This is a genomic window from Streptomyces sp. NPDC060366 (assembly GCF_042725135.1).
GTDB lineage: Bacteria > Actinomycetota > Actinomycetes > Streptomycetales > Streptomycetaceae > Streptomyces.
Genome location: NZ_JBHXDC010000008.1, coordinates 87,226 through 108,553, shown reverse-complemented (window position 1 = coordinate 108,553; position 21,328 = coordinate 87,226). Strand labels below are relative to the sequence as shown.

The 21,328-nt window shown below is 72.3% G+C and carries 21 protein-coding genes; 15 read left to right on the top strand and 6 right to left on the bottom strand.

Features of this window, described 5'->3' with window-relative positions; genetic code table 11:
- Positions 1-33 precede the first annotated feature (33 nt).
- From bioB to ACFWHU_RS20835, 4 genes are all read left to right on the top strand, one after another.
- Entirely contained in the window at positions 34-1,176 is a 1,143-nt protein-coding gene (gene bioB / locus ACFWHU_RS20850; protein WP_387226224.1) for a biotin synthase BioB, read from the top strand.
- Complete coding sequence (locus ACFWHU_RS20845; RefSeq protein ID WP_387226222.1) at positions 1,169-2,485, top strand: adenosylmethionine--8-amino-7-oxononanoate transaminase; 1,317 nt, start codon at positions 1,169-1,171, stop codon at positions 2,483-2,485. Before bioB ends, ACFWHU_RS20845 begins: the two co-directional genes overlap by 8 nt.
- A 1-nt stretch (position 2,486) precedes the next feature.
- Positions 2,487-3,272, top strand: coding sequence for a dethiobiotin synthase (bioD, locus tag ACFWHU_RS20840; protein ID WP_387226219.1), 786 nt, complete (start codon positions 2,487-2,489; stop codon positions 3,270-3,272).
- A gap of 83 nt (positions 3,273-3,355) precedes the next feature.
- A complete protein-coding gene (locus tag ACFWHU_RS20835) occupies positions 3,356-4,036 on the top strand; it encodes a class I SAM-dependent methyltransferase (protein ID WP_385803048.1) in 681 nt (226 codons plus the stop codon).
- 27 nt (positions 4,037-4,063) lie between these two features.
- Here the strand turns inward: ACFWHU_RS20835 and ACFWHU_RS20830 are convergent, their stop codons facing one another.
- The 3 genes from ACFWHU_RS20830 to ACFWHU_RS20820 are packed head-to-tail and all read right to left on the bottom strand — an operon-like array spanning position 4,064 to position 5,657.
- Positions 4,064-4,477: a fic family toxin-antitoxin system, toxin component gene (locus ACFWHU_RS20830; RefSeq protein WP_385803046.1), complete on the bottom strand. Its 414-nt coding sequence runs from the start codon at positions 4,475-4,477 to the stop codon at positions 4,064-4,066.
- Positions 4,478-4,493: 16 nt separating this feature from the next.
- Positions 4,494-5,345 carry a PP2C family protein-serine/threonine phosphatase gene (locus tag ACFWHU_RS20825; RefSeq protein WP_387226217.1) on the bottom strand — a complete coding sequence of 284 codons (852 nt, stop codon included), beginning with the start codon at positions 5,343-5,345 and terminating at the stop codon, positions 4,494-4,496.
- 33 nt (positions 5,346-5,378) lie between these two features.
- Positions 5,379-5,657 carry a toxin-antitoxin system HicB family antitoxin gene (locus ACFWHU_RS20820; RefSeq protein WP_387226215.1) on the bottom strand — a complete coding sequence of 93 codons (279 nt, stop codon included), beginning with the start codon at positions 5,655-5,657 and terminating at the stop codon, positions 5,379-5,381.
- Between the two features lie 122 nt (positions 5,658-5,779).
- Between ACFWHU_RS20820 and ACFWHU_RS20815 the strand changes: the two genes are divergently transcribed.
- From ACFWHU_RS20815 to mug, 7 genes are all read left to right on the top strand, one after another.
- A complete protein-coding gene (locus tag ACFWHU_RS20815; RefSeq protein ID WP_385803040.1) occupies positions 5,780-6,238 on the top strand; it encodes a GNAT family N-acetyltransferase in 459 nt (152 codons plus the stop codon).
- Positions 6,239-6,312: 74 nt separating this feature from the next.
- Complete coding sequence (locus ACFWHU_RS20810; RefSeq protein ID WP_387226212.1) at positions 6,313-6,951, top strand: LysE family translocator; 639 nt, start codon at positions 6,313-6,315, stop codon at positions 6,949-6,951.
- Positions 6,952-7,090: 139 nt separating this feature from the next.
- Positions 7,091-8,449 (top strand): hemolysin family protein, encoded by a 1,359-nt coding sequence (locus tag ACFWHU_RS20805; RefSeq protein ID WP_385803036.1) that lies wholly within the window; start codon positions 7,091-7,093, stop codon positions 8,447-8,449.
- Complete coding sequence (locus ACFWHU_RS20800; protein ID WP_385803034.1) at positions 8,446-9,468, top strand: hemolysin family protein; 1,023 nt, start codon at positions 8,446-8,448, stop codon at positions 9,466-9,468. Before ACFWHU_RS20805 ends, ACFWHU_RS20800 begins: the two co-directional genes overlap by 4 nt.
- 46 nt (positions 9,469-9,514) lie before the next feature.
- The gene (locus ACFWHU_RS20795; RefSeq protein ID WP_385803032.1) at positions 9,515-10,321 is read left to right on the top strand and encodes an SGNH/GDSL hydrolase family protein; all 807 of its coding nucleotides are present in this window, start codon (positions 9,515-9,517) and stop codon (positions 10,319-10,321) included.
- A gap of 96 nt (positions 10,322-10,417) precedes the next feature.
- Positions 10,418-11,860, top strand: a complete 1,443-nt coding sequence (gene purB, locus ACFWHU_RS20790; RefSeq protein ID WP_387226209.1) for an adenylosuccinate lyase — start codon at positions 10,418-10,420, stop codon at positions 11,858-11,860.
- A gap of 10 nt (positions 11,861-11,870) precedes the next feature.
- Positions 11,871-12,425 carry a G/U mismatch-specific DNA glycosylase gene (mug, locus tag ACFWHU_RS20785; protein ID WP_387226207.1) on the top strand — a complete coding sequence of 185 codons (555 nt, stop codon included), beginning with the start codon at positions 11,871-11,873 and terminating at the stop codon, positions 12,423-12,425.
- A gap of 9 nt (positions 12,426-12,434) precedes the next feature.
- Here mug and ACFWHU_RS20780 read toward each other — a convergent pair whose 3' ends face one another.
- Positions 12,435-12,872 carry a hypothetical protein gene (locus tag ACFWHU_RS20780; protein ID WP_387226205.1) on the bottom strand — a complete coding sequence of 146 codons (438 nt, stop codon included), beginning with the start codon at positions 12,870-12,872 and terminating at the stop codon, positions 12,435-12,437.
- Between the two features lie 185 nt (positions 12,873-13,057).
- On the opposite strand from ACFWHU_RS20780, the gene ACFWHU_RS20775 reads away from it, so the two are divergent.
- Positions 13,058-14,215 (top strand): ROK family transcriptional regulator, encoded by a 1,158-nt coding sequence (locus ACFWHU_RS20775; protein ID WP_385803025.1) that lies wholly within the window; start codon positions 13,058-13,060, stop codon positions 14,213-14,215.
- A gap of 177 nt (positions 14,216-14,392) precedes the next feature.
- Here the strand turns inward: ACFWHU_RS20775 and ACFWHU_RS20770 are convergent, their stop codons facing one another.
- Positions 14,393-15,157 (bottom strand): GntR family transcriptional regulator, encoded by a 765-nt coding sequence (locus ACFWHU_RS20770; RefSeq protein ID WP_385803023.1) that lies wholly within the window; start codon positions 15,155-15,157, stop codon positions 14,393-14,395.
- 259 nt (positions 15,158-15,416) lie between these two features.
- Positions 15,417-16,349, bottom strand: coding sequence for a DMT family transporter (locus ACFWHU_RS20765; protein ID WP_385803021.1), 933 nt, complete (start codon positions 16,347-16,349; stop codon positions 15,417-15,419).
- A 47-nt stretch (positions 16,350-16,396) separates the two neighbouring features.
- On the opposite strand from ACFWHU_RS20765, the gene ACFWHU_RS20760 reads away from it, so the two are divergent.
- The 3 genes from ACFWHU_RS20760 to ACFWHU_RS20750 all read left to right on the top strand — a co-directional run bounded on the left by ACFWHU_RS20760 (position 16,397) and on the right by ACFWHU_RS20750 (position 21,326).
- On the top strand, positions 16,397-17,875 hold the full coding sequence (locus tag ACFWHU_RS20760) for a PLP-dependent aminotransferase family protein (protein ID WP_387226202.1): 1,479 nt from the start codon (positions 16,397-16,399) through the stop codon (positions 17,873-17,875).
- A gap of 175 nt (positions 17,876-18,050) precedes the next feature.
- Positions 18,051-19,652: an alkaline phosphatase D family protein gene (locus ACFWHU_RS20755; protein ID WP_387226200.1), complete on the top strand. Its 1,602-nt coding sequence runs from the start codon at positions 18,051-18,053 to the stop codon at positions 19,650-19,652.
- A 192-nt stretch (positions 19,653-19,844) separates the two neighbouring features.
- The gene (locus tag ACFWHU_RS20750; RefSeq protein WP_387226198.1) at positions 19,845-21,326 is read left to right on the top strand and encodes a GNAT family N-acetyltransferase; all 1,482 of its coding nucleotides are present in this window, start codon (positions 19,845-19,847) and stop codon (positions 21,324-21,326) included.
- Positions 21,327-21,328 lie beyond the last annotated feature (2 nt).

The window sequence follows — 21,328 nt, the reverse complement described above, 5'->3', positions numbered from 1 at the left end:
CCCGGAGGCCCGCCGTAGGCCAGGATCGGCGCCATGGACCTGCTGAACACACTGGTGGAGAAGGGCCTTCGGCGCGAGCTGCCGTCGCGCGAAGAAGCGCTCGCCGTGCTGGCGACCTCCGACGACGATCTGCTCGATGTGGTGGCCGCGGCCGGGAAGGTGCGCCGCCAGTGGTTCGGGCGGCGGGTCAAACTCAATTACCTGGTCAACCTCAAGTCCGGGCTCTGTCCCGAGGACTGCTCGTACTGCTCGCAACGCCTCGGATCCAAGGCCGAGATCCTCAAGTACACCTGGCTCAAGCCCGACGAGGCGTCCAAGGCGGCGGCGGCCGGAGTGGCCGGCGGCGCGAAGCGGGTCTGTCTGGTCGCGAGCGGCCGGGGCCCGACGGACCGGGACGTCGACCGCGTCTCGCAGACCATCGGCGCGATCAAGGAACAGAATGCCGACGTCGAGGTCTGCGCCTGTCTCGGGCTGCTCTCGGAGGGTCAGGCGGAGCGGCTGAAGGCGGCGGGCGCCGACGCGTACAACCACAACCTGAACACGTCCGAGGCGACGTACGGCGACATCACCACCACCCACACCTACGCGGACCGGGTGGAGACGGTGCGGCACGCGCAGGGCGCGGGTCTGTCGGCCTGTTCCGGGCTGATCGCGGGCATGGGCGAGAGCGACGCCGACCTGGTGGACGTGGTCTTCGGACTGCGCGAGCTGGACCCGGACTCGGTACCGGTCAACTTCCTCATCCCCTTCGAGGGCACTCCGCTGGCCGACGAGTGGAATCTGACTCCGCAGCGGGCGCTGCGCATTCTGGCGATGGTGCGGTTCGTCTGCCCCGACGTGGAGGTCAGGCTCGCCGGCGGGCGTGAGGTGCATCTGCGGACGATGCAGCCGCTCGCGCTGCACCTGGTCAACTCGATCTTCCTCGGTGACTACCTCACCAGCGAGGGCCAGGAGGGCAAGGCGGACCTGGACATGATCGCGGACGCCGGGTTCGAGGTGGAGGGCACGGACACGACGACGCTGCCCGGACACCGCGGTGGTGGCTGCGACAGCCCGTGCGCGGGTACGCCGGTGGACGGTGCCGAACCGGCCGGGGCGGACACCGCGTCCGCCCGTACGGACCTGGTGACCGTACGGCGGCGCGGTGCGGGTACGGACCTGGCGCCCAATGCCTGACACATCGGGCGGGGGCGCTCTGGATCCGGACGCGCTGCTGGCGCTGGACCGGGCCCATGTCTGGCATCCCTACGGCCCGATGCCCGGCCGCACCGACCCGCTGGTGGTGGAGTCCGCCTCGGGTGTACGGCTCCGGCTCGCCCGGCCCGCCGAGGGGCGGGACGAGCTGGTCGACGGCATGTCGTCCTGGTGGTCGGCGATCCACGGCTACAACCACCCGGTCCTCAACGAGGCGGCGCACGGCCAGCTCGCGCGGATGAGCCATGTGATGTTCGGCGGGCTCACCCATGAGCCGGCCGTCCGGCTGGCGGCCCGGCTGGTGGAGATCACCCCCGAACCGCTGCGGCATGTCTTCCTCGCCGACTCGGGTTCGGTGTCGGTGGAGGTCGCCGTCAAGATGTGCCTCCAGTACTGGCGTTCGCTGGGCCGCCCGGCCAAGTCGCGTCTGCTGACATGGCGCGGCGGCTACCACGGGGACACCTGGCAGCCGATGTCGGTGTGCGACCCCGACGGCGGTATGCACGGGCTCTGGTCGGGGGTGCTGCCGCGCCAGATCTTCGCCGACGCGCCGCCGGCCGACTTCGAGCCGTACGACGAGGGTTACGCGGACCACCTGCGCGCCCTCGTCGCCCGCCACGCGGACGAACTGGCCGCCGTGATCGTGGAGCCGGTGGTGCAGGGCGCGGGCGGTATGCGCTTCCACTCCCCCGACTACGTGCGGGTGCTGCGCGAGGTCTGCGACGAGTACGGCGTACTGCTCGTCCTCGACGAGATCGCGACGGGCTTCGGCCGCACGGGCGCGTTGTTCGCCGCGGAGCACGCGGGCGTCTCCCCCGATGTGATGTGTGTGGGCAAGGCCCTGACCGGCGGTTATCTCACGATGGCCGCGACGTTGTGCACCTCGGCGGTGGCCGAGGGCATCTCGCGCGGCGAGGTGCCCGTCCTCGCCCACGGACCCACCTTCATGGGCAACCCGCTGGCGGCTGCCGTGGCGTGCGCCTCGATCGACCTGCTGCTCGGCCAGGACTGGCAGGGCGAGGTCAAGCGGATCGAGGCGGGGCTGCGTGACGGCCTCGCCGAGACGGCGTCCCTGCCCGGCGTGAAGGACGTGCGCGTGCTCGGCGCGATCGGCGTCGTGCAACTGGACCGCGAGGTGGACATGGCGTCGGCGACACGCGCGGCGGTACGCGAGGGCGTGTGGCTGCGGCCGTTCCGCGATCTCGTCTACACGATGCCGCCGTACGTCACGGACGACGACGACATCGCCCGGATCTGCCGCGCGGTGGCGGCCGCGGCGCGGGAGGCCTGAGATGCCGGTACTGATCGTCTCCGGGACCGGGACGGAGATCGGCAAGACCGTCGTCACGGCTGCCGTGGCCGCGACCGCGCTGGCCCGGGGCCTCGACGTCGCGGTGCTGAAGCCCGCGCAGACCGGTGTCGGCGCCGGTGAGCCGGGGGACGTCGACGAGGTCATACGTCTGGCGGGCGGTGTCACGACGGTCGAACTGGCGCGGTTCCCCGAGCCGTTGGCGCCCGCCACGGCGGCCCGGCGGGCGGGTGCGCCGCCGGTGCGGGCCGAAGACATCGCCGAGACGGCCGGGAAACTGGCCACCGAACACGATCTGGTGCTGGTCGAGGGCGCGGGCGGGCTGCTCGTACGGTTCGACGAGGAGGGCGGCACACTCGCGGACGCCGCCCGGCTGCTCGCCGCGCCCGTGCTGGTGGTGGCGCCCGCCGGGCTCGGCACGCTCAACGTGACCGCGCTGACGGCCGAGGCACTGAGGGTGCGCGGGCTGGCGGCGCTCGGTGTGGTGATCGGGAGCTGGCCGGCCGTGCCGGATCTGGCGGCGCGCTGCAATCTGGCCGATCTGCCGGACGTGGCGGGTGCCCCGCTGCTCGGGGCCGTACCGCACGGCGCGGGCGCGCTCGCCCCGGCCCGGTTCCGTGCGAGCGCGGCGCACTGGCTGGCTCCGGCGCTCGGCGGGGGCTGGGACGCGTCGCGGTTCACGGCGGACGCGCTGTCGGGTGCCCGGTCCGGTACTGCTTCGGGTGCCGCGTCGGATGCCGGGTCACACACCGCGTCGGCGGAACGGTAACGAGTTCCGGCCCATGAGCTGCTGAGCGGAGCCGTACGGGGAACAATCGCGGTGTCGCCCGTACGCCGGAGGAGACCCGCCACATGCATCTACGCAACCGCATGCCCCCCAAGGACTCCGTGCACCACCCGATCTTCGCGCGCTTCTACGCGCGGATGAGTGTCGCCGCCGACACGAAGGGCGGTATCGCGGCCCTCCGCGCGGAGCTGCTGGCCGGTCTGTCGGGGCGGGTCGTCGAGATCGGCGCGGGCAACGGGCTGAACTTCGCGCACTACCCGGCCGCCGTCTCCGAGGTCGTGGCGATCGAGCCGGAGCGCGGCCTGCGGCAACTGGCGGTGAGGGCGGCGATGCGGGCCGAGGTCTCGGTGGACGTGCGGCCCGGCACGGCGGAGGCGCTGCCCGTCGAGGACGAGGGTTTCGACGCGGCCGTCGCCTCCCTGGTGCTGTGCACCGTACGGGACGTGCCACGGGCGCTCGCCGAGGTCCGCCGGGTCCTGCGTCCCGGCGGTGAGCTGCGTTTCTTCGAACACGGGCTGGCCCGGGAGCGTGGCATGGCGACGGTGCAGAAGGCGCTCCAGCGCACGGTGTGGCCGACGCTCTTCGGCGGCTGCCATCCGGCACGGGACCCACTCGCCGCGATCCACGACGCGGGCTTCGAGTCCGGCACGCACCGCTCACTGCGGGTACCGGATCCCGGCCCGCGGACACCGACCTCGCCGTGCGTGCTCGGCGTGGCGTACCGACCGCGGGCGGATCTGGTCTGACAAGGCGTGGCCCGGCGACGACAGGGCTCACAGGCTCCAGCCGCGCAACTCCTCGGCGATGACGCGTACGTCTGCCCTGCCGTCCTTGACCAGCTTGGCCAGGTCCCTGACCTGCTCGGGCGAGGTGACGACCTTCAGGCCGCTCGCGACGAGATAGCCGTACGCGACGGCCGAGGCGTACATGGCGTTGGACCGCTCCAGCGCGGGCACGTGCAGGAGGCTCTGCAACAGGGCCGCCGCGCGGCTGTGGGGGTCGCTGTAGACGGGGGTGCCGAATATCTCGGCCTCGTGCCGGCTGACGGCGCCCACGAGCGCGCCCCAGTCGGTGACTTGGGGATCACCGGGCATCTTGTGCTCGGCGACCATGAGGAGCCAGGACAGATCGATCCGTAACGTGAGGTTGGCATGTGACGGTGAGTCAGAAGAATCGGCGTTTTCCATGGGGGCAGCTGTCTCACTAGGGGGCGGAGGCGGGGAGTTCGCGATGATCAGTATCCCCGACGTGGATGAGCAGTGCGGTGATGTTGTCCTGCCCGCCCGCGTCCATGGCGTACCCGATCAGCACTCGCGCGTCCTCAAGAAGGCTGTGGCCAACCGGTGTTGAGTGCCTGCGTCGGGCGAGGACGGCGCGCAGTCCTTCGGCCTCCGGCAGATGGCGCGTCAACCCGTCCGTGCACAGCAGCAGTCGGCCCGGTCCCGGTGGGCGGTAGCTCCGGACGCGCGCGAGGGGTTCGCCGGCGTCGGCGCCCAACCAGGCGGTCAGGGCGTCGTGCCGGCCCGAGTCGTCCTCGGTCAGCGCCATGCACGTCCCGTCGTCGGGCAGCCAGTACGCGCGGCTGTCACCGATCCAGGCGCACCAGATGCCCTCGGGGCCTGCGATGCCCGCGACGTACGTACAGGCCGGGGCCTCGTCCAAGGAGGCGGCCAAGGCGCTGACGGCGCGGCCCGCGCGGGCGGCGGCGTCCACGAGGACGGTCTCCGGCAGCGTTCCCTCCCGCAGTCCCGCCCGCAGACGGTCCGCGCCGACGTCGGCCGCGACACGCGCGGCACGCTCCGCGCGGGGCGACATCGACACTCCGTCGCACACGACGCCGATCGTCCAGGCGCCGGTCGCGGTCAGCGCCATGGCGTCCGCGTTGACGCCGCGCCGCTTGCCGCGGTCACTGACGCCGGCGGCGACGGTGGCGAGCGTGGTCTCGATGTGCGAGCGGTAGGCGGGCTGTGGCTCGCCGCAGTCCCAGCAGTGGCCGTCGGGGGCGACGGTCCCGCCGCACACGACGCAGTCGGGTGGTTCAGGTGTCCCGGTCATCGGCCGCGAATCCTGCCGGACCGGGATCCGGCCTCAGCGTGCGCCCTCGTGCCCCGCGCCCCGCCGTGTGCCGCGGTCCTTGCCCCGGCCCGTGGGGGCGGTGTCCGTGTCGAACTCCTCCGCGAACACGGACTCGTACTGCTTCATGAAATCGGCGGCGGACTCGACGAAGGTCTTCCCGATTTCACCCGCGTCCTGCTTCACGAGTTCCTCGATGTAGCGGTTCACACTCATCCCGCGCCGACCCGCCTGCCGCCGGGCGGCCTCCGCGGTGGTCTCGTCCACGCGTACGTTCAACTGAGTCTTCGCCACCCGACCAAGCTAGCGCGCGGACGCTAGCGTCGGCAAGTGCGCCGTCGGCGTCCTGGACCGGGGGCCGACCACATCGCGGAATCCGTTCGACGGCGCGGGCGGCCCGGTGCTGGGATCGGTCCATGGACGTAGCGATGACGAACGGGCCGGGCACGGACGGCGAGCTCCGGATCCGGCCCGCGACGCGGGCCGATCTCGACGACGTACTGGCCTTCTGGAAGATGGCGGCCGAGGGCACCAGCATCAGCGACGACCGCGAGGGCGTCGAACGGCTGGTCACCCGCGATCCGGATGCGCTGATCGTCGCCGAGCGGGCCGGGGAGCTCGTCGGCACCGTGATCGCCGGCTTCGACGGGTGGCGCTGCCACCTCTACCGGCTCGCCGTCCATCCGGACCGGCGGCGCCGGGGCATCGGGGCGGCCCTGCTCACGGCCGCCGAGGAGCGCTTCGTCCGGCTGGGGGGACGGCGGGCCGACGCTATGGTGCTCGACCGCAACACGCTCGCGCACCGGGCGTGGGAGGCGTCCGGGTACGGCCCCCAGCAGCAGTGGCGGCGCTGGGTGAAGCCACTCGCCGACTGACCGGCCCGGGGGCCGAGGGCGGTGGCCGGAAAACCGGTGGCAGGGGGCGGGACGGCACACCTACGATCCGCGCCATGCCGACCCCCGACCGTCTCCTCGCCTTCGCGGCCATGTCGTTCCTGCTGATCGTCATTCCCGGCCCCAGCGTGCTCTTCGTGGTGGGGCGGGCCCTCGCGCAGGGGCGCCGCGCCGCGCTGACCACGGTGGCGGGGAACGCACTGGGGGCCTATGTGCTCGTCGTGGGCGTGGCGTTCGGGGTCGGGGCCGTCGTCGAACGTTCCGTCGTCGCGTTCACGGCGCTGAAGCTGGTGGGCGCCGCGTACCTGATTTACCTGGGGATCAAGGCGATACGCCGGCGTGGTTCGCTGCACGCGTCGTTCGGTGGGGACGCTCCCGCGCGGAGCGATCTGCGCACCTTCTGGGAAGGGTTCGCCGTCGGTGTGGCCAACCCCAAGAACATCGTCTTCTTCGCCGCCGTGCTTCCCCAGTTCGTCGACCCCGGCCAGGGACACGTCACGCTCCAGATGCTGCTGCTCGGACTGGTCTTCAACGTCATCGCGGTGGTGTGCGACAGCGTGTGGGGGCTGGCCGCGGCCACGGCGCGGGGCTGGTTCGCCCGCTCGCCGAGGCGGCTCGCCATGGTCGGCGGGGCCGGCGGATTCGCGATGATCGGCCTCGGCGTCACGGTCGCCACGACGGGGCACAAGGAGTAGGCCGGTGGCCGTCGCCGCTCCCGATCACGGCACTATGCTGGGCCGTTCGCTCAGGACATGACACAGGCGTCTTCACCGACAGCGGCGGATATCGCGCCGCCCGCCGGCCCCTGACCGATCATGGGACGGAGGTGAACCGATGACCGAAGTGCTCCTGCTCCTGGTGGCCGTGCTGCTCGCGCTGGCCTGTGGAGCCTTCGTCGCCGCCGAGTTCTCCCTGACGACGGTGGAACGCAGCGACCTCGAACGGGCGGTCGAAAACGGCGAGCGTGGCGCGGCGAGCGCCATGAAGGCCGTACGCAGCCTCACCTTCCAGCTCTCCGGGGCCCAGTTGGGCATCACGGTGACCAATCTGGTCGTCGGTATGCTCGCCGAGCCCTCGGTGGCGAAGCTGATCCGTGGCCCCGTCGAGGCGGTCGGCTTCTCGCCGTCCGTGGCGTCGTCGCTGGCGCTGGTCATCGGTACGGCCCTGTCGACCGTCGTGCTGATGGTGGTCGGCGAGCTGGTCCCCAAGAACTGGGCCATCTCCACGCCGCTGGCGGTCGCCAAGGTCGTCGCCACGCCGCAGCGGGTGTTCACCGGTGCCTTCCGGCCGTTCATCAGCCATCTCAACAACACGGCGAACCGTCTGGTGCGGCGGCTGGGCCTGGAGCCCGCCGAGGAGCTGGCCTCGGCCCGCAGTCCGCAGGAGCTGGTCGCGCTCGCCCGGCACTCCGCCAAGGAGGGCGCGCTGGAGGCGGACACCGCCGAACTGTTCGTACGCACCCTCAATCTCGCGGAGCTGACCGCGGAGAACGTGATGACGCCGCGCGTACAGGTCACCGCACTCGACGTACAGGCCACCGCCGAGGACGTCGCCAACGCCACCCGCGCCACCGGGCTCTCCCGCTTCCCCGTCTACCACGACAGTCTCGACACCGTCGTGGGCGTCGCCCACATCAAGGACGTGCTGGCGGTCCCCGACGGGCGGCGCGCCCGTACGACGGTGTCCGAGCTGATGCGTGACCCCCTGCTCGTACCGGAGTCGCTGACCGTGGACCGGCTGCTGGACCGGCTCTCCGGCAACCGCACCATGGCGGTCGTGATCGACGAGTACGGCGGGACGGCGGGTGTCGTGACGCTGGAGGACATCGTCGAGGAGGTCGTCGGCGAGGTACGTGACGAGCACGACCCGCACGAGACGTCCGACCTGGCCCGCGCCGGCGAGGACGCCGACGGCCGCGACCTGTGGTCGGCCGACGGCGCCGCGCGCTTCGACCAGCTGTGGAACATCGGGATGCGAGTGCCCGAAGGGCCGTACGAGACGCTGGCCGGTCTCGTCGCCACCGAACTCGGGCGGATCCCCGTCGAGGGCGACCGCGTGGAGCTGGGCGGCTGGCGCGTCGACGTGGTCGACGCCTCCGGGCGCCGCGCCGCCCGCGTACTGCTGCACGCGCCCCTGCCGGCGCCCGCCGAGGACGAAGACGGCGACGACCACGGCAGGGGGGCCGGACGATGACCGTGATCCAGCTGCTCGTCGGACTGCTGACCCTGGTCGTGAACGCCTTCTTCGTCGGCGCGGAGTTCGCCCTGATCTCGGTGCGCCGCAGCCAGATCGAGCCCGCCGCCGAGGAGGGCGACCGGCGTGCGCGCAGCGTCCTGTGGGGCCTGCGGCACGTCTCGGCGATGCTCGCCGCCGCCCAGCTCGGCATCACGCTGTGCACGCTGGTGCTCGGCATCGTCGCCGAGCCGGCCATCGCTCATCTGCTGGAGCCCGTCTTCGACGCGGTGGGTGTGCCGCACGGGGTGGTGCACCCGATCTCGTTCGTCATCGCGCTCGCCCTGGCGACCTATCTGCACATGCTGCTCGGCGAGATGGTGCCCAAGAACATCGCGCTCGCGGAGCCGGTGCGCACGGCGCTGCTCCTCGGCCCGGCGCTGGTGGGGCTGGCCCGTGCGCTGCGTCCGGTGATCTTCACGGTCAACGCGTTCGCCAATGTGCTGCTGAAGCTGCTGCGCGTGGAGACCAAGGACGAGGTGTCGGCGACGTTCTCCGACGCCGAACTGTCCCGGATGGTCACCGACGCCGGTGACGCCGGGCTCCTGGACGACCGCGCCGCCGAACGGCTGCACGACGCGCTGGAGCTGGGACGCAGGCCCGTACGGGACGTGGTCATGCCGCTGGACCAGGTCGTGACGGCACGGGTGGGGATCACCCCCGTCGACCTGGAGGCGCTGGCGGCCGACTCCGGATTCTCCCGTTTCCCGGTCGTGGACGAGTCCCGGCGGATCCTCGGCTACCTCCATGTGAAGGACGCCCTGGACGCGATGCCGCGCGACGAGCCGTTGCCGGTCTCCGGGATGCGGGCGATCGCCCAGGTGCGGGCCGACACCCCGCTCGACGACGTGCTGACGGCGATGCGCCGCAGCCGTACGCACCTGGCCGCCGTGCTGGACGAGGACGGCAAGCTGGAAGGTCTGGTGACCATGGAGGACGTGCTGCGTGAGCTGGTCGGGAGGCATTCGCAGGGGACCTGAGGCCCCGTCCGGGAGGGCCCGGGGCGCGCGATACGATCGCTCGGCCATGGAGAAGAACGCCACGTACACCAGCCTGGTCACCCTCGGGGACTCGTTCACCGAGGGCATGTCGGACCTCCAGCCGGACGGGTCGTACCGGGGCTGGGCGGATCTGCTCGCGGCCCGTCTCGCCGCCCGTACGCCCGGTTTCCGCTACGCGAATCTCGCCGTACGCGGCAAGCTCATCGGCCAGATCCTCGACGAGCAGGTGGACGCCGCCGCCGCGATGCGCGCGGACGTGGTGACTCTGGTCGGCGGGCTGAACGACACACTGCGGCCCAAGTACGACCCGGGTCTGGTCCTCGGGAAGCTGGAGGAGTCGGTCGAGCGGCTGGCACCGAACTGCGGACGGCTGGTGCTGATGCACAGCCCCGTCCGCCGGGGTCCGGTGACGGAACGTTTCAAGTCGCGCTGGGAGAACCTCTTCACCTTCATCGACGAGCTGGCCGCGCGGCACGACGCGGTGGTGGTCGATCTGTACGGGTCGCGGGTGCTCGGCGAGCAGCGCATGTGGGACGTGGACCGGCTGCATCTGACCGCCGACGGCCACCGCAGGGTCGCCGAGGCCGTGTGGCAGGCGCTGGGCATGGAGCCGGCGGACGACTGGCGCGCGGAGCTGGCGCCCGCGCTGCCCACGGGCTGGCTGATGCGGCGCACCGGGGACGCCAGGTTCGCGCGGCAGCATCTGGGGCCGTGGATCGGCCGTCGGCTGACGGGCCGGTCGTCGGGGGACGGCAGGGCGCCGAAGCGGCCGGAGCTGCTGCCGTACGAGCCGCTGCCCGGTGACGCGGGCGTGCGGCACGAGCAGGCGTAGGGCCTGCCTTTCGGATCCTGCCTCTTCCCGTACGGATCCCCTACGGACAAGGGCGCGGCTCGGACCAGCGGGAACGGCCACGTAGAATCCGGCTACGTGACTGCTGCGTCTGTGAAGCCCCGTATCCCCAACGTCCTCGCCGGCCGCTACGCCTCGGCGGAGCTGGCCGTGCTCTGGTCCCCCGAGCAGAAGGTGAGGCTGGAGCGGCAGCTGTGGCTCGCCGTGCTGCGGGCCCAGCGGGATCTCGGCATCGAGGTGCCCGAGTCCGCCCTCGCCGACTACGAGCGGGTGCTCGACCAGGTCGATCTGGCGTCGATCGCCGAGCGCGAGAAGGTCACCCGCCACGACGTGAAGGCGCGGATCGAGGAGTTCAACGCGCTCGCCGGTCATGAGCAGGTCCACAAGGGCATGACGTCGCGGGATCTGACGGAGAACGTAGAGCAGTTGCAGGTCCGGCTCTCGCTGGAGCTGATGCGCGACCGTACGGTGGCGGTGCTCGCGCGCCTGGGGAGGCTCTCCGGGGAGTACGCGGAGCTGGTCATGGCCGGCCGCTCGCACAATGTCGCCGCGCAGGCGACCACCCTCGGCAAGCGCTTCGCGACGGCCGCCGACGAGCTGCTGGTCGCCTACGGCCGGCTTGAGGACCTGCTCGCCCGCTACCCGCTGCGCGGGATCAAGGGTCCGGTCGGCACGGCGCAGGACATGCTCGACCTGCTCGGCGGTGACGCGGCGAAGCTCGCCGACCTGGAGTCCCGGATCGCGGGGCATCTGGGCTTCGGCCACGCCTTCACCTCGGTCGGCCAGGTGTATCCGCGTTCGCTGGACTACGACGTGGTGACCGCGCTGGTGCAGCTCGCCGCCGGTCCCTCCTCCGTGGCGAAGACGATCCGGCTGATGGCCGGGCACGAGCTGGTGACCGAGGGCTTCAAGCCGGGCCAGGTCGGTTCGTCGGCGATGCCGCACAAGATGAACACCCGCTCCTGCGAGCGCGTCAACGGGCTGATGGTGATCCTGCGCGGCTACGCGTCGATGACGGGCGAGCTGGCCGGTGACCAGTGGAACGAGGGCGACGTGTCGTGCTCCGTCGTCCGCCGGGTGGCGCTGCCGGACGCGTTCTTCGCCTTCGACGGGCTGCTGGAGACGTTCCTGACGGTCCTCGACGAGTTCGGCGCGTTCCCGGCGGTCGTGGCCCGCGAGCTGGACCGCTATCTGCCGTTCCTGGCGACGACGAAGGTGCTGATGGCCGCCGTACGCGCGGGGGTCGGCCGGGAGGCCGCGCACGAGGTCATCAAGGAGCACGCGGTCGCGTCGGCGCTCGCCATGCGCGAGCGCGGCGCGGAGCGCAACGAGCTGCTGGACAAGCTCGCGGCCGACGAGCGGATGCCGCTGGACCGGGCGCGGTTGGACGGGCTGATGGCCGACAAGCTGTCGTTCACCGGCGCGGCCGGCGACCAGGTGGCCGCCGTGCTCGCCCGGATCGAGGAGATCGTGAAGCGGCACCCCGTGGCCGCCGGATACACGCCCGGGTCGATCCTCTGAAGCCGGGGAAGTGAAGCCCGAGGAGCTGGCCGCCGCCCGCGACCGTGTCATCCCCGACGTGGTCGCGGCGGATCTGGGTGTGCTCTTCTGCGGGATCAACCCCGGTCTGATGTCGGCGGCGACGGGCCACCACTTCGCCCGGCCGGGGAACCGCTTCTGGCCGGTGCTGCGGCTCTCGGGCTTCACCCCGCGGCAGCTCGCGCCGTCCGAGCAGGACGAGTTGCTCACCTACGGCCTCGGCATCACCAACGTCGTGGCACGGGCGACGGCGCGGGCCGACGAACTGAGCGACGAGGAGTACCGGGAGGGCGGCCGGCGCCTGGTGGCGAAGGTGGAGCGGCTGCGGCCGCGCTGGCTGGCGGTCGTCGGCATCACCGCGTACCGCACGGCGTTCGGCGACCGGGCGGCGGCGATCGGACCGCAGACGCGGACGATAGGCACGACCCGCATCTGGGCACTGCCCAACCCGAGCGGTCTGAACGCGCACTGGACGGCGCAGACGATGGCGGAGGAGTTCGGCAGGCTGCGGGTGGCGGCGGGAATGCCGGACAGGACGCAGGCTTAGGGCCTGTGCCTACGGCGGGTCCGTCTCCGTGACGGCCGCGAGGAGTTGGAACGGGTGTTCCTCGCCGTGTTGGGACACGCCGACCGCGACCCAGCGGCCTTCGCTGCGCCACAGGTGTACGTAACCCACTCCGGCCGACAGTTCGCGCCACGGCTCCGGTATCTCCTCGCCCTCGCCGGCGCGCACGCGTGTGCTCCAGAGGCTGACGAGCTGCGGCTCCCCCCACCGCGCGGCCAGCACCGACGCGAGGGCGGCGCATTCGGCCTCGTACTGCTCCGCCTCCTGGGCGCGGCGCGTCCCGTCGTCCTCCCAGAAGCCGTCGCCGCTCGCGAGCTCCGCCAGGTGATACCCCGGCCCGCTCGTCCCCGCCTCGGACGCGGCGCGCTCGGCGGGGAAGGACCGGGCACACAGCAGATCGATGGTGGCGACGTGCCGTGCGGTGCTCATGACTCCAGTAAAGCGCCCGGCACTGACAATTGGCATGCCGTCAGACGTGCCCCGTGAACGGTGGCTTCCGGCCGTCATCGGGAGCTTTCCGGCACCGCGAGGTCTCCGTGTCGTCGACCGTTAGCCGCCTCGGCGACCACCGAGTACCATCCGGCAGACACGCGCACGAGCTTGGAGGACATACCGTGGGGCGGCTGACCGGCGGGGACCCTTCCTTGTTGCGGCGGATCAACTCCGCGGTGGTGCTGCACGCCCTGCGGGGCGCCGACTGCCCCACGTTCACCGATCTGACCCGGATCACCGGTCTGTCGCGGCCCACGGTCGAAGGTGTCGTCGAGGGGCTGATGGAGACCGGTCTGGTCATGGAGGCGGCGCCGGGCGAGGGCGAGGCCCGCAGACAGGGCCGTCCCGCGCGCAGGTTCCGGTTCCGGGCCGAGGCCGGGCATCTGCTGGGCATCGAGATCGGGCCGCACCGGGTCGCCGCGCTGCTGTCGGGTCTCGACGGCCGGATCATCGGCGCCAGTTCGCGCGATGCCACGGAGACGGCGTCGGCGGACGAGCGGCTGGACCGGGTGCGGGTCGTCGTCTCCGACGTACTGCGCCGCGCGGGGGTGGCACGCAGTTCGCTGCGGGCGGTCGGTGTCGGCAGCCCCGGCATCGTGGAGGCCGACGGGACGGTACGGCTCGGTACGGCGCTGCCCGAGTGGACGGGCCTGGCGCTCGGCGAGCGGCTGCGCCGCTCGTTCCGCTGCCCGGTCCTGGTGGAGAACGACGCCAACGCGGCGGCCGTGGCCGAGCACTGGAAGGGTGCGGCCACCGAATCGGACGACATCGTGTTCGTCCTGGCCGGTCTGAGCCCGGGGGCGGGATCCCTGATCGGCGGCCGGTTGCACCGTGGTTTCGGCGGCGCGGCAGGTGAGATCGGGGCGCTGCATCTGCTGGGCCGCGAGGTGACACCGGAGAAGCTGCTCTCGACGACGGACGAGCCGCTGCATCCGCTGGACGAGCGGGCGGTGGCCCGCGTGTTCGCGCTGGCGAAGCAGGGTGACGTCGGGGCGAAGCAGGCGATGGAGCGCTTCATCCAGCGGCTGGTCCACGACGTGGCGGCCCTGGTCCTGGCGCTCGACCCCGAGTTGGTGGTCATCGGCGGCTGGGCGGCCGGTCTCGACGGCGTACTCGACCCGCTGCGCGACGAACTGTCCCGTTACTGTCTGCGCCCGCCCCGGGTGACGCTGTCACTGCTGGGCGAGGCGGCGGTGGCCACGGGTGCGCTGCGTCTGGCGCTGGACCATGTCGAGGAACAACTGTTCGCGGTCGACGCGACGGTGACGGCCCGCCGCTAGGGCCTCCGGCTGGTCTTCGAGGATCGGCGGATCGGCGTTGTCGTCGATGACCGGCCGTACTTGGCCGACTCCCGGGAACGCAGGGCCCCCGTGCCCCCTCGGGGGGGCTACGGGGGCAGTGCCCGTTCAGGCGTCGCGGGCCTGGTGACAGGCCCGCGGTGGGACGAAGAACAGCCGTCAGGAGGCTTTGCGCTCGTCCGGGTGGTGGCTTATCTCTACGTCGCCCGTGTCCCCGAAGGTGAGCCGGCAGGTGTCGGCCCGGTACGTCGCCACCGAGACGGCCGCCGTACGGCCCCCGGCGAGGTAGCGGGTCGTGACGACTAGCACGGGCGCGCCGGGCAGCCGGTCGAGCTCCTTGGCGTCGTCCACGCGGGCCGAGCCCAGCTCCACGGCGCGGTCCTGGCCCTCCATGCCGAGCCGCTGGAGCTCACGCAGCACGCTGCGCGCGCGGGCGGGGCCGGACGGGATGTCTATGGCGGGCAGCTCGGGCACCGACTCCGAGGGGACGTACAGCAACTCGGCCGCCACGGTCTGGCCGTGTGTCACACGGGTCCTGCGGACCGTGTGGACCTCGTCGGCCGCGTCCCTGCCGAGCATCTTGGCCACGGCGACGGGCGGCGCGGCGGTCACCGAGTCGACGGGCTGCCAGGCGTCCGGGTCCGCGCCCGGCCACTCCTGCTGGGTGGTCGACACGTCGACACCCATCCGCGGCGGCGCGACGGTCGTGCCCACGCCGCGGCGGCGCTGCAACCGGCCTTCGAGTTCGAGCTGTTCGAGCGCCTGACGGAGCGTCGCGCGCGCGACGCCGAAGCGGGCGGCGAGGTCACGCTCGTTGGGCAGCACCTCACCGACCGCGAAGTCGGAGTCGAGCGCCTCGCCCAGCACGGTCTTGAGGTGCCAGTACTTGGGCTCCGGCACCGTTTCGAGCTGCGTGGTCCCCACCGTGATCCTCCGCAATCGCCGTGTCCCCGGCGGCTTTTCCATGCACTTGTTTATTAAAGGTTCCTGCACTAACTCTCCGAGAGTAGGACGGCCGATCGCGTTGGTCAAGACCAATCCTGCGCGCACTCCCGAACGGAATCGCACTCTGCCACAGACCGTTCACGCAGAGTTCGCGGGTTTGGCGTGAAACGACAACATCAGCAGGTGGGAGACCCGGAGGCGGGGACCTGACGTGTCGGGACAGACACATACAGGCATGTCAGGGGGCGGGGACGCGCTCCCTCTCCGCGACCCGGCGGGCCGCGGCCCGCGCCCGGAACGCCCCGGAGCCGAGCGCCACACCGATGCCCACGAGCAGGCTCCCGGCGGCCTGCGCGGGCCCGTAGGCCCCGGTGCCCACCAAGGGTGCGGTGAGGGCCGCCGCCACCGGGATGAGGCCGGAAAAGAGCGTGGCCCGCTCCGCGCCGATGCGCTGCATGCCCATGTACCAGCAGATGAATCCGACCACCGTCACCACGGCCGCCTGCCAGCCGAGCGCGACCGCCTCCTCGCCGGTGGGGACGCGCACGAACCCGGTTCCGTCCAGGACGAGTCCGGCGATCGTGGACTCGATCGCGGCGACGCCGGCCACCGTCGCGGAGAGCAGCTTCGGTCCGAGCGGACGCAGCACCGGTACGGCCAGTACGGCGAAGCCGACCTCGCCGACGAGCGCGGCGACCGACCACCCGATGCCGGCGGCGTCCGTACGCCCCCAGCCCTGGACGGTGAACGCGCCGACGGCGACCAGCAGCGCGCCGTACACGACGGCGCGCGCGGGGCGGCGCCGGCCGAGGAGGGGAAAGAGGACGGCGACGACGACGGGCGCGCAGCCGACGAAGACACCGGGGACGGCGGGCTCGGCGGTGCGTTCGGCGGCGATGACGGAGAGGTTGAAGCCGACCATGCCGACCCCGGCGACGGCGGCGAGCCGGCCCCACTGCCGGCGGGTGAGGGCGCGCAGGGGCGCTGCGGCGCCCCGGGCGACGAGCGGGAGGAGCAGCAGACAGGCGATGCCGTAGCGCAGGGCCTGGCCGCCGGCGTACGGGTAGTCGCCGAGGACGCTGTTGGCGGTGAAAGAGGCTCCGACGAGCGTGCAGGCGAAGGCGGCGAGAAGCATGCCGGTCAGGGAGTTGCCCCGGGGTGTGGCTGTCATGAGGGCGACGCTACGGAGGAAGGTGGTCCGGTTTAAGGTCCACTTCCATGACGGTATCGGGAACCACTTCGGGCACTTCGGGTGACGGCGCGGCCGGTCGCGTGGACGGGACGGCCGCCGGGTCGCGTACGGCGTGGACCGACGCGTGGGACGTGCTGCTCGCGTCCGCGCCCGCCCGGCGCCGTGGGCGTGTGCTCCAGTCGGCCCTGCGTGAGGCGGTGCGGTCGGGGCGGCTGGCGGCGGGTACCCGGCTGCCGTCGAGCCGTGAACTCGCCGCCGATCTCGGTGTGTCGCGCGGCCTGGTCACCGACGCGTACGAACAGCTCACTGCCGAGGGCTATCTGCGCAGCGGGCACGGTTCGGGGACCTGGGTGGGCGACGCCGTGCGGGCGGCGGCCCCTGCCGTGCGCGACCGGGCGCCCCATCCGCCGGGCGCGCGGGCCGACTTCGTACCCGGTACGCCCGACCTCTCGCTGTTCCCGCGCGCCGCGTGGGGCGCCGCCCACCGGGCCGTACTGGCGCGGCTGCCGCACCGGGCGCTCGGCTATCCGGATCCGCGGGGCCTGCCGGAGCTGCGTACGGCGCTGGCGGCGCTGCTGACCCGGCGGCGGGGGGTGGTGGCCGATCCGGAGCGGCTGCTGGTCTGCTCGGGGGTGGCGCAGGCGATGACGCTGCTCGGGTTCGCGCTGCACCGGCGCGGGGTCCGCACCATGGGTGTCGAGGACCCCGGCAGCCCGGAGAACGTCGCGGTGCTCGGCTCGGCCGGGCTGCGTTCGGTGCCGCTGCCGGTGGACTCGGAGGGTCTGGTGCCGGGCGCGGCGGCGCGGGCGGGTGTACGCGCGGTGCTGACGACCCCGGCCCACCAGTACCCGTCCGGTATCGCCTACTCGGCGGCGCGCAGGACCGAACTCCTCGACTGGGCACGGTCGGTGGACGGCTTCGTCCTGGAGGACGACTACGACGGGGACTTCCGTTACGACCGGGCCCCGGTCGGCGCGTTGCAGGGCCTGGACCCGGAGCGCGTGGCGTACATGGGCTCGGTCAGCAAGTCGATGGCGCCGGGGCTGCGGATCGGCTGGCTGCTGGCGCCGGAGGAGCTGACCGAGGAGTTGGTCGAGCGCAAGCGCACGATGGACCTCGGCAATCCCGTACTGGAGCAGGCGCTGCTCGCGGACTTCGTCGAACAGGGCGGTTACGACCGCCACTTGCGCCGCTGTCGGCTGGCGTACCAGCGGCGCCGGGACACGCTGATCGCGGCGCTGGACGAGCACTTCCCCGGCACCGAGGTCAGCGGTATCGCGGCGGGTCTGCACGTCATCGCGCTGCTGCCGGGGCGTTACGGCCCCGAGGCGCGGTTCCTGGAGCGGGCGGCGGCTGCCGGTGTCGCGCTGCGGGCGCTGGCGTACCACGGGACGGCGCGGCCGGACGACGGCCGGGTGCGGCTGGTGATGGGGTACGCGCACCAGTCGCCGTCGGAGATCACGCGCGGGGTGCGGCTGCTGGCCGAGGCGGTCGGGCGGGGCTGATGCCGGGCATGGTGGTGAACGACGGGGCGTAGGGGGCGGGTCCGGGGAGAGCGGGTCCGGGGGGCGGGTTGTTCACCCGGGGTTCGTGTGCCGGCCGTCGCCGGGCGCTACGTATGGCACGTCGCACCATTCCCCAGGTCACGGTCCTACCGAGCCCGCAGCAGGAGGCACTTCGATGACGAACAGTTCCCCCAGTCCCGCCACGGACCGCCGCACCGTTTTGCGCGGCTCCCTCGCCGCCTCCGCCGCACTGGCCCTGCCCACGACCGCCGCCGTCGCCGCAACGGTCGCCGGCGCCGCACCCGCCCAGGCGCGCTCCGGCCGGCCGAGCGCCGACTGGGGTGTCCAGACGGGCGACGTCACCTCGTCGTCCGGACTGGTGTGGATCCGTTCCGACCGGCCCGCGCGGATGCTGGTGGAGACGTCGGCGACCGAGTCGTTCCGCCGCGCGCGCACCTGGCACGGTCCGCTCCTCGGCCCCGGCACCGACTTCACGGGAACGACGCCGCTGCGCGGACTGCCCGCCGGTGAGCAGGTGCACTACCGGGTGACGCTCGCCGACCCGGACGACCCCCGGCGTACGAGCGAGCCGGTGTACGGCACGTTCCGTACGGCCCCGGCGCGGCGCCGGCAGGGCGTGCGGTTCCTGTGGTCGGGCGACATCGCCGGCCAGGGGTGGGGCATCAACCCGGACATCGGCGGCTATCGCGCGTACGACGACATGCGCCGGCTCGACCCGGACTTCTTCCTGTGCAGCGGCGACACCGTGTACGCGGACGGGCCGCTGGTGCCGTCGGTGACGCTGCCGGACGGGCGGGTCTGGCGCAACATCGTCACGGAGGAGAAGTCGAAGGTCGCCGAGACGCTGGACGAGTACCGGGGCCAGTTCCGCTACAACCTGCTCGACCACAACGTCCGCCGGTTCAACGCGCAGGTGCCGACGATCGTGCAGTGGGACGACCACGAGGTGCGCAACAACTGGTATCCGGGGCAGATCCTGGACGACGTCCGGTACCAGGAGAAGGACGTCGACGTGCTGGCGGCGCGCTCGATCCAGGCGTTCGGCGAGTACTTCCCGGTGCCGACGCTCCGCGCGCGCGGCGAGGACCGGCGGGTGCACCGGGTGGTGCGGTACGGGCCGCTGCTCGACGTGTTCGTGCTGGACATGCGCTCGTTCCGCAACGCCAACTCGCCCGGCCGGCAGGCCGACGACACGACGGGCATTCTCGGCGCCGAGCAACTGGACTGGCTCAAGCGCGAGTTGTCACGCTCGCGGGCGGTGTGGAAGGTCATCGCGGCCGACATGCCGATCGGTCTGGTCGTGCCGGACGGTACGGCGAACATCGAGGCGATCGCGCAGGGCGATCCGGGCGCGCCGCTGGGGCGGGAGCTCCAGATCGCCGATCTGCTGCGGTTCATCAAGCACCGCAGGATCACCGGCACGGTGTGGCTGACGGCGGACGTGCACTACACGTCGGCGCAGCACTACGAGCCGGAGGGGGCGGCCTTCAAGGACTTCGCGCCGTTCTGGGAGTTCGTGTCGGGTCCGCTGGCGGCGGGCGGGTTCCAGGCGAACGCGCTGGACGGGACCTTCGGGCCGAACCGTGTCTTCGTCCAGGCGCCGGACCGGGCGAACGTCTCACCGATGGAGTCGTCGCAGTACTTCGGCGAGGTGGACATCGACGGCGGCAGCGGCGAGCTGACTGTGCGGCTGCGGGCCGAGGGGAACAAGGTGCTGTTCAGCAAGGTGCTGAAGCCGGGCCGGGTCGGCCAGTAGGCCCCGGGTGTCCGGGGCGGGTAGCCTCGGCGGAGGACGCGGGCCCCGCCCCGGTCGTCAAGGTGGAACGGGGCGCGGCCATCGCACGCCATAAATCAACCAAAAGTAGTTGATAGGCGAACAGAAGCATCTTTTACCCATCAGTCACAGTACGTTCGTGATCGCGCAACACCGCTCCGTCACAGTGAGGTCATGACCGATGTGACTTCATCGAAGAGTGCCCGGCGCCCCCATCACTGGCGCCGGGATCTCGTCGAACTGGCCGCCCTGTTCACCGCGGTGGCGGTCGCCGACGCTGTCGCGAACATGATCGCGCACGGGCCGGACGGACCTTTCCTGCTCGTCGTCTCCGCGATCGCCCTGATCATCACGGCCGCATTCCACACATGGTGGTCAAGGCGCCACGGCCACGCGCCGCCGGTTGACGCGCCGTCGGCCGGCGGTGCGTCAACCGGCGGCGCGTCGGCTACACCCGAAGGCGCTCCGGCCGGGGCCGAGGGGCAGACCGACGACGCCACGGACACCGCAACCGCGCTCTGGCGGATGCGGGCCACCGTGCGTGACGCGCCCGGTTCGCTGGCCGCGCTCTGCACTGTCCTCGCCCGCCGCCGGGTGGACATCCTCACGCTCCAGACGCACCCGCTGGCCACCGGCACCGTCGACGAGTTCCTGCTGCGCGCGCCCGCCGCGCTGCCCGCGCGGCAGCTCACCCGCGAGATCTCCCTCGCCGGCGGCAGCGACATCTGGATCGAGCGCGCCGACGCGCACGATCTCGTGGACGCGCCGACCCGGGTGCTGGGCCTGGCGACCCGTACCGCCCTGGACGCCGCCGAACTGCCCCTGGCCCTACGCCAGTTGCTCGGCCGCTGCACGATCCACTCGCTGCCCGCCGTCTCCCCCACCGGCCGTCCGATCGGCGAGAGCGCTCCCGTCGAGGGCATCCTGGAGAGCACCACGATGCGGATGCGCGACCCGAACGGAGGCACGATCACCGTCGAGCGTCACCATCTGCCGTTCACGCCGACCGAGTTCGCCAGGGCCCGCGCCCTGGTCGAACTCGACGCGCGCCTCGGCCCGCGCGTCCCGCGCAGCCGGGACGTCCTGACACTGCCCGAGGGCAGGATCACCGTGCGCCGCGCCGACCAGAGCGATGTCGACGCGGCGGCGGCGATGCACGAGCGCTGCTCCGAGCACACCCTGGGCCTGCGCTACCACGGTCCGGTGGGCGACGCGGACCGCTATCTCGACCATCTGCTGAGCCCGCGGCACGGGCGGACGCTGAAGGTCCAGACGGCGTCCGGACGCCTCGTCGCGCTCGGCCACCTGCTGTGGGACGGCGACGAGACCGAGGTCGCGCTGATCGTCGAGGACGCCTGGCAGCGGCGCGGCATCGGCTCCGAACTCCTCGGCCGGCTGGTCGCGCTCGCCGTCGAGGCGGGCTGCGCGAGCGTGTACGCCGTCACGCAGGCGTCCAACACCGGCATGGTCGCCGCCATGCGCGGACTCGGGCTGCCGCTGGACTACCAGATAGAGGGTGGGACGCTGGTCGTCACCGCCCGTCTCAAGGGAACGGACGAGCCGCAGGCGCCGGCCGCCACGGACGAGACAACGCACGAGACGGCACACGGGACGTCGTACGGCATCCGGCCGGGTGCTACGTACGGGACCCGGTAGCG

What these genes read in the sequence shown, in the direction of transcription:
- bioB (WP_387226224.1), top strand. Translation starts at nt 34, where the DNA reads ATGGACCTGCTGAACACACTGGTGGAGAAGGGCCTTCGGCGCGAGCTG.
- ACFWHU_RS20845 (WP_387226222.1), top strand. Translation starts at nt 1,169, where the DNA reads ATGCCTGACACATCGGGCGGGGGCGCTCTGGATCCGGACGCGCTGCTG.
- bioD (WP_387226219.1), top strand. Translation starts at nt 2,487, where the DNA reads ATGCCGGTACTGATCGTCTCCGGGACCGGGACGGAGATCGGCAAGACC.
- ACFWHU_RS20835 (WP_385803048.1), top strand. Translation starts at nt 3,356, where the DNA reads ATGCATCTACGCAACCGCATGCCCCCCAAGGACTCCGTGCACCACCCG.
- ACFWHU_RS20830 (WP_385803046.1), bottom strand. Translation starts at nt 4,477, where the DNA reads ATGGAAAACGCCGATTCTTCTGACTCACCGTCACATGCCAACCTCACG.
- ACFWHU_RS20825 (WP_387226217.1), bottom strand. Translation starts at nt 5,345, where the DNA reads ATGACCGGGACACCTGAACCACCCGACTGCGTCGTGTGCGGCGGGACC.
- ACFWHU_RS20815 (WP_385803040.1), top strand. Translation starts at nt 5,780, where the DNA reads ATGGACGTAGCGATGACGAACGGGCCGGGCACGGACGGCGAGCTCCGG.
- ACFWHU_RS20810 (WP_387226212.1), top strand. Translation starts at nt 6,313, where the DNA reads ATGCCGACCCCCGACCGTCTCCTCGCCTTCGCGGCCATGTCGTTCCTG.
- ACFWHU_RS20805 (WP_385803036.1), top strand. Translation starts at nt 7,091, where the DNA reads ATGACCGAAGTGCTCCTGCTCCTGGTGGCCGTGCTGCTCGCGCTGGCC.
- ACFWHU_RS20800 (WP_385803034.1), top strand. Translation starts at nt 8,446, where the DNA reads ATGACCGTGATCCAGCTGCTCGTCGGACTGCTGACCCTGGTCGTGAAC.
- ACFWHU_RS20795 (WP_385803032.1), top strand. Translation starts at nt 9,515, where the DNA reads ATGGAGAAGAACGCCACGTACACCAGCCTGGTCACCCTCGGGGACTCG.
- ACFWHU_RS20780 (WP_387226205.1), bottom strand. Translation starts at nt 12,872, where the DNA reads ATGAGCACCGCACGGCACGTCGCCACCATCGATCTGCTGTGTGCCCGG.
- ACFWHU_RS20765 (WP_385803021.1), bottom strand. Translation starts at nt 16,349, where the DNA reads ATGACAGCCACACCCCGGGGCAACTCCCTGACCGGCATGCTTCTCGCC.
- ACFWHU_RS20760 (WP_387226202.1), top strand. Translation starts at nt 16,397, where the DNA reads ATGACGGTATCGGGAACCACTTCGGGCACTTCGGGTGACGGCGCGGCC.
- ACFWHU_RS20755 (WP_387226200.1), top strand. Translation starts at nt 18,051, where the DNA reads ATGACGAACAGTTCCCCCAGTCCCGCCACGGACCGCCGCACCGTTTTG.
- ACFWHU_RS20750 (WP_387226198.1), top strand. Translation starts at nt 19,845, where the DNA reads ATGACCGATGTGACTTCATCGAAGAGTGCCCGGCGCCCCCATCACTGG.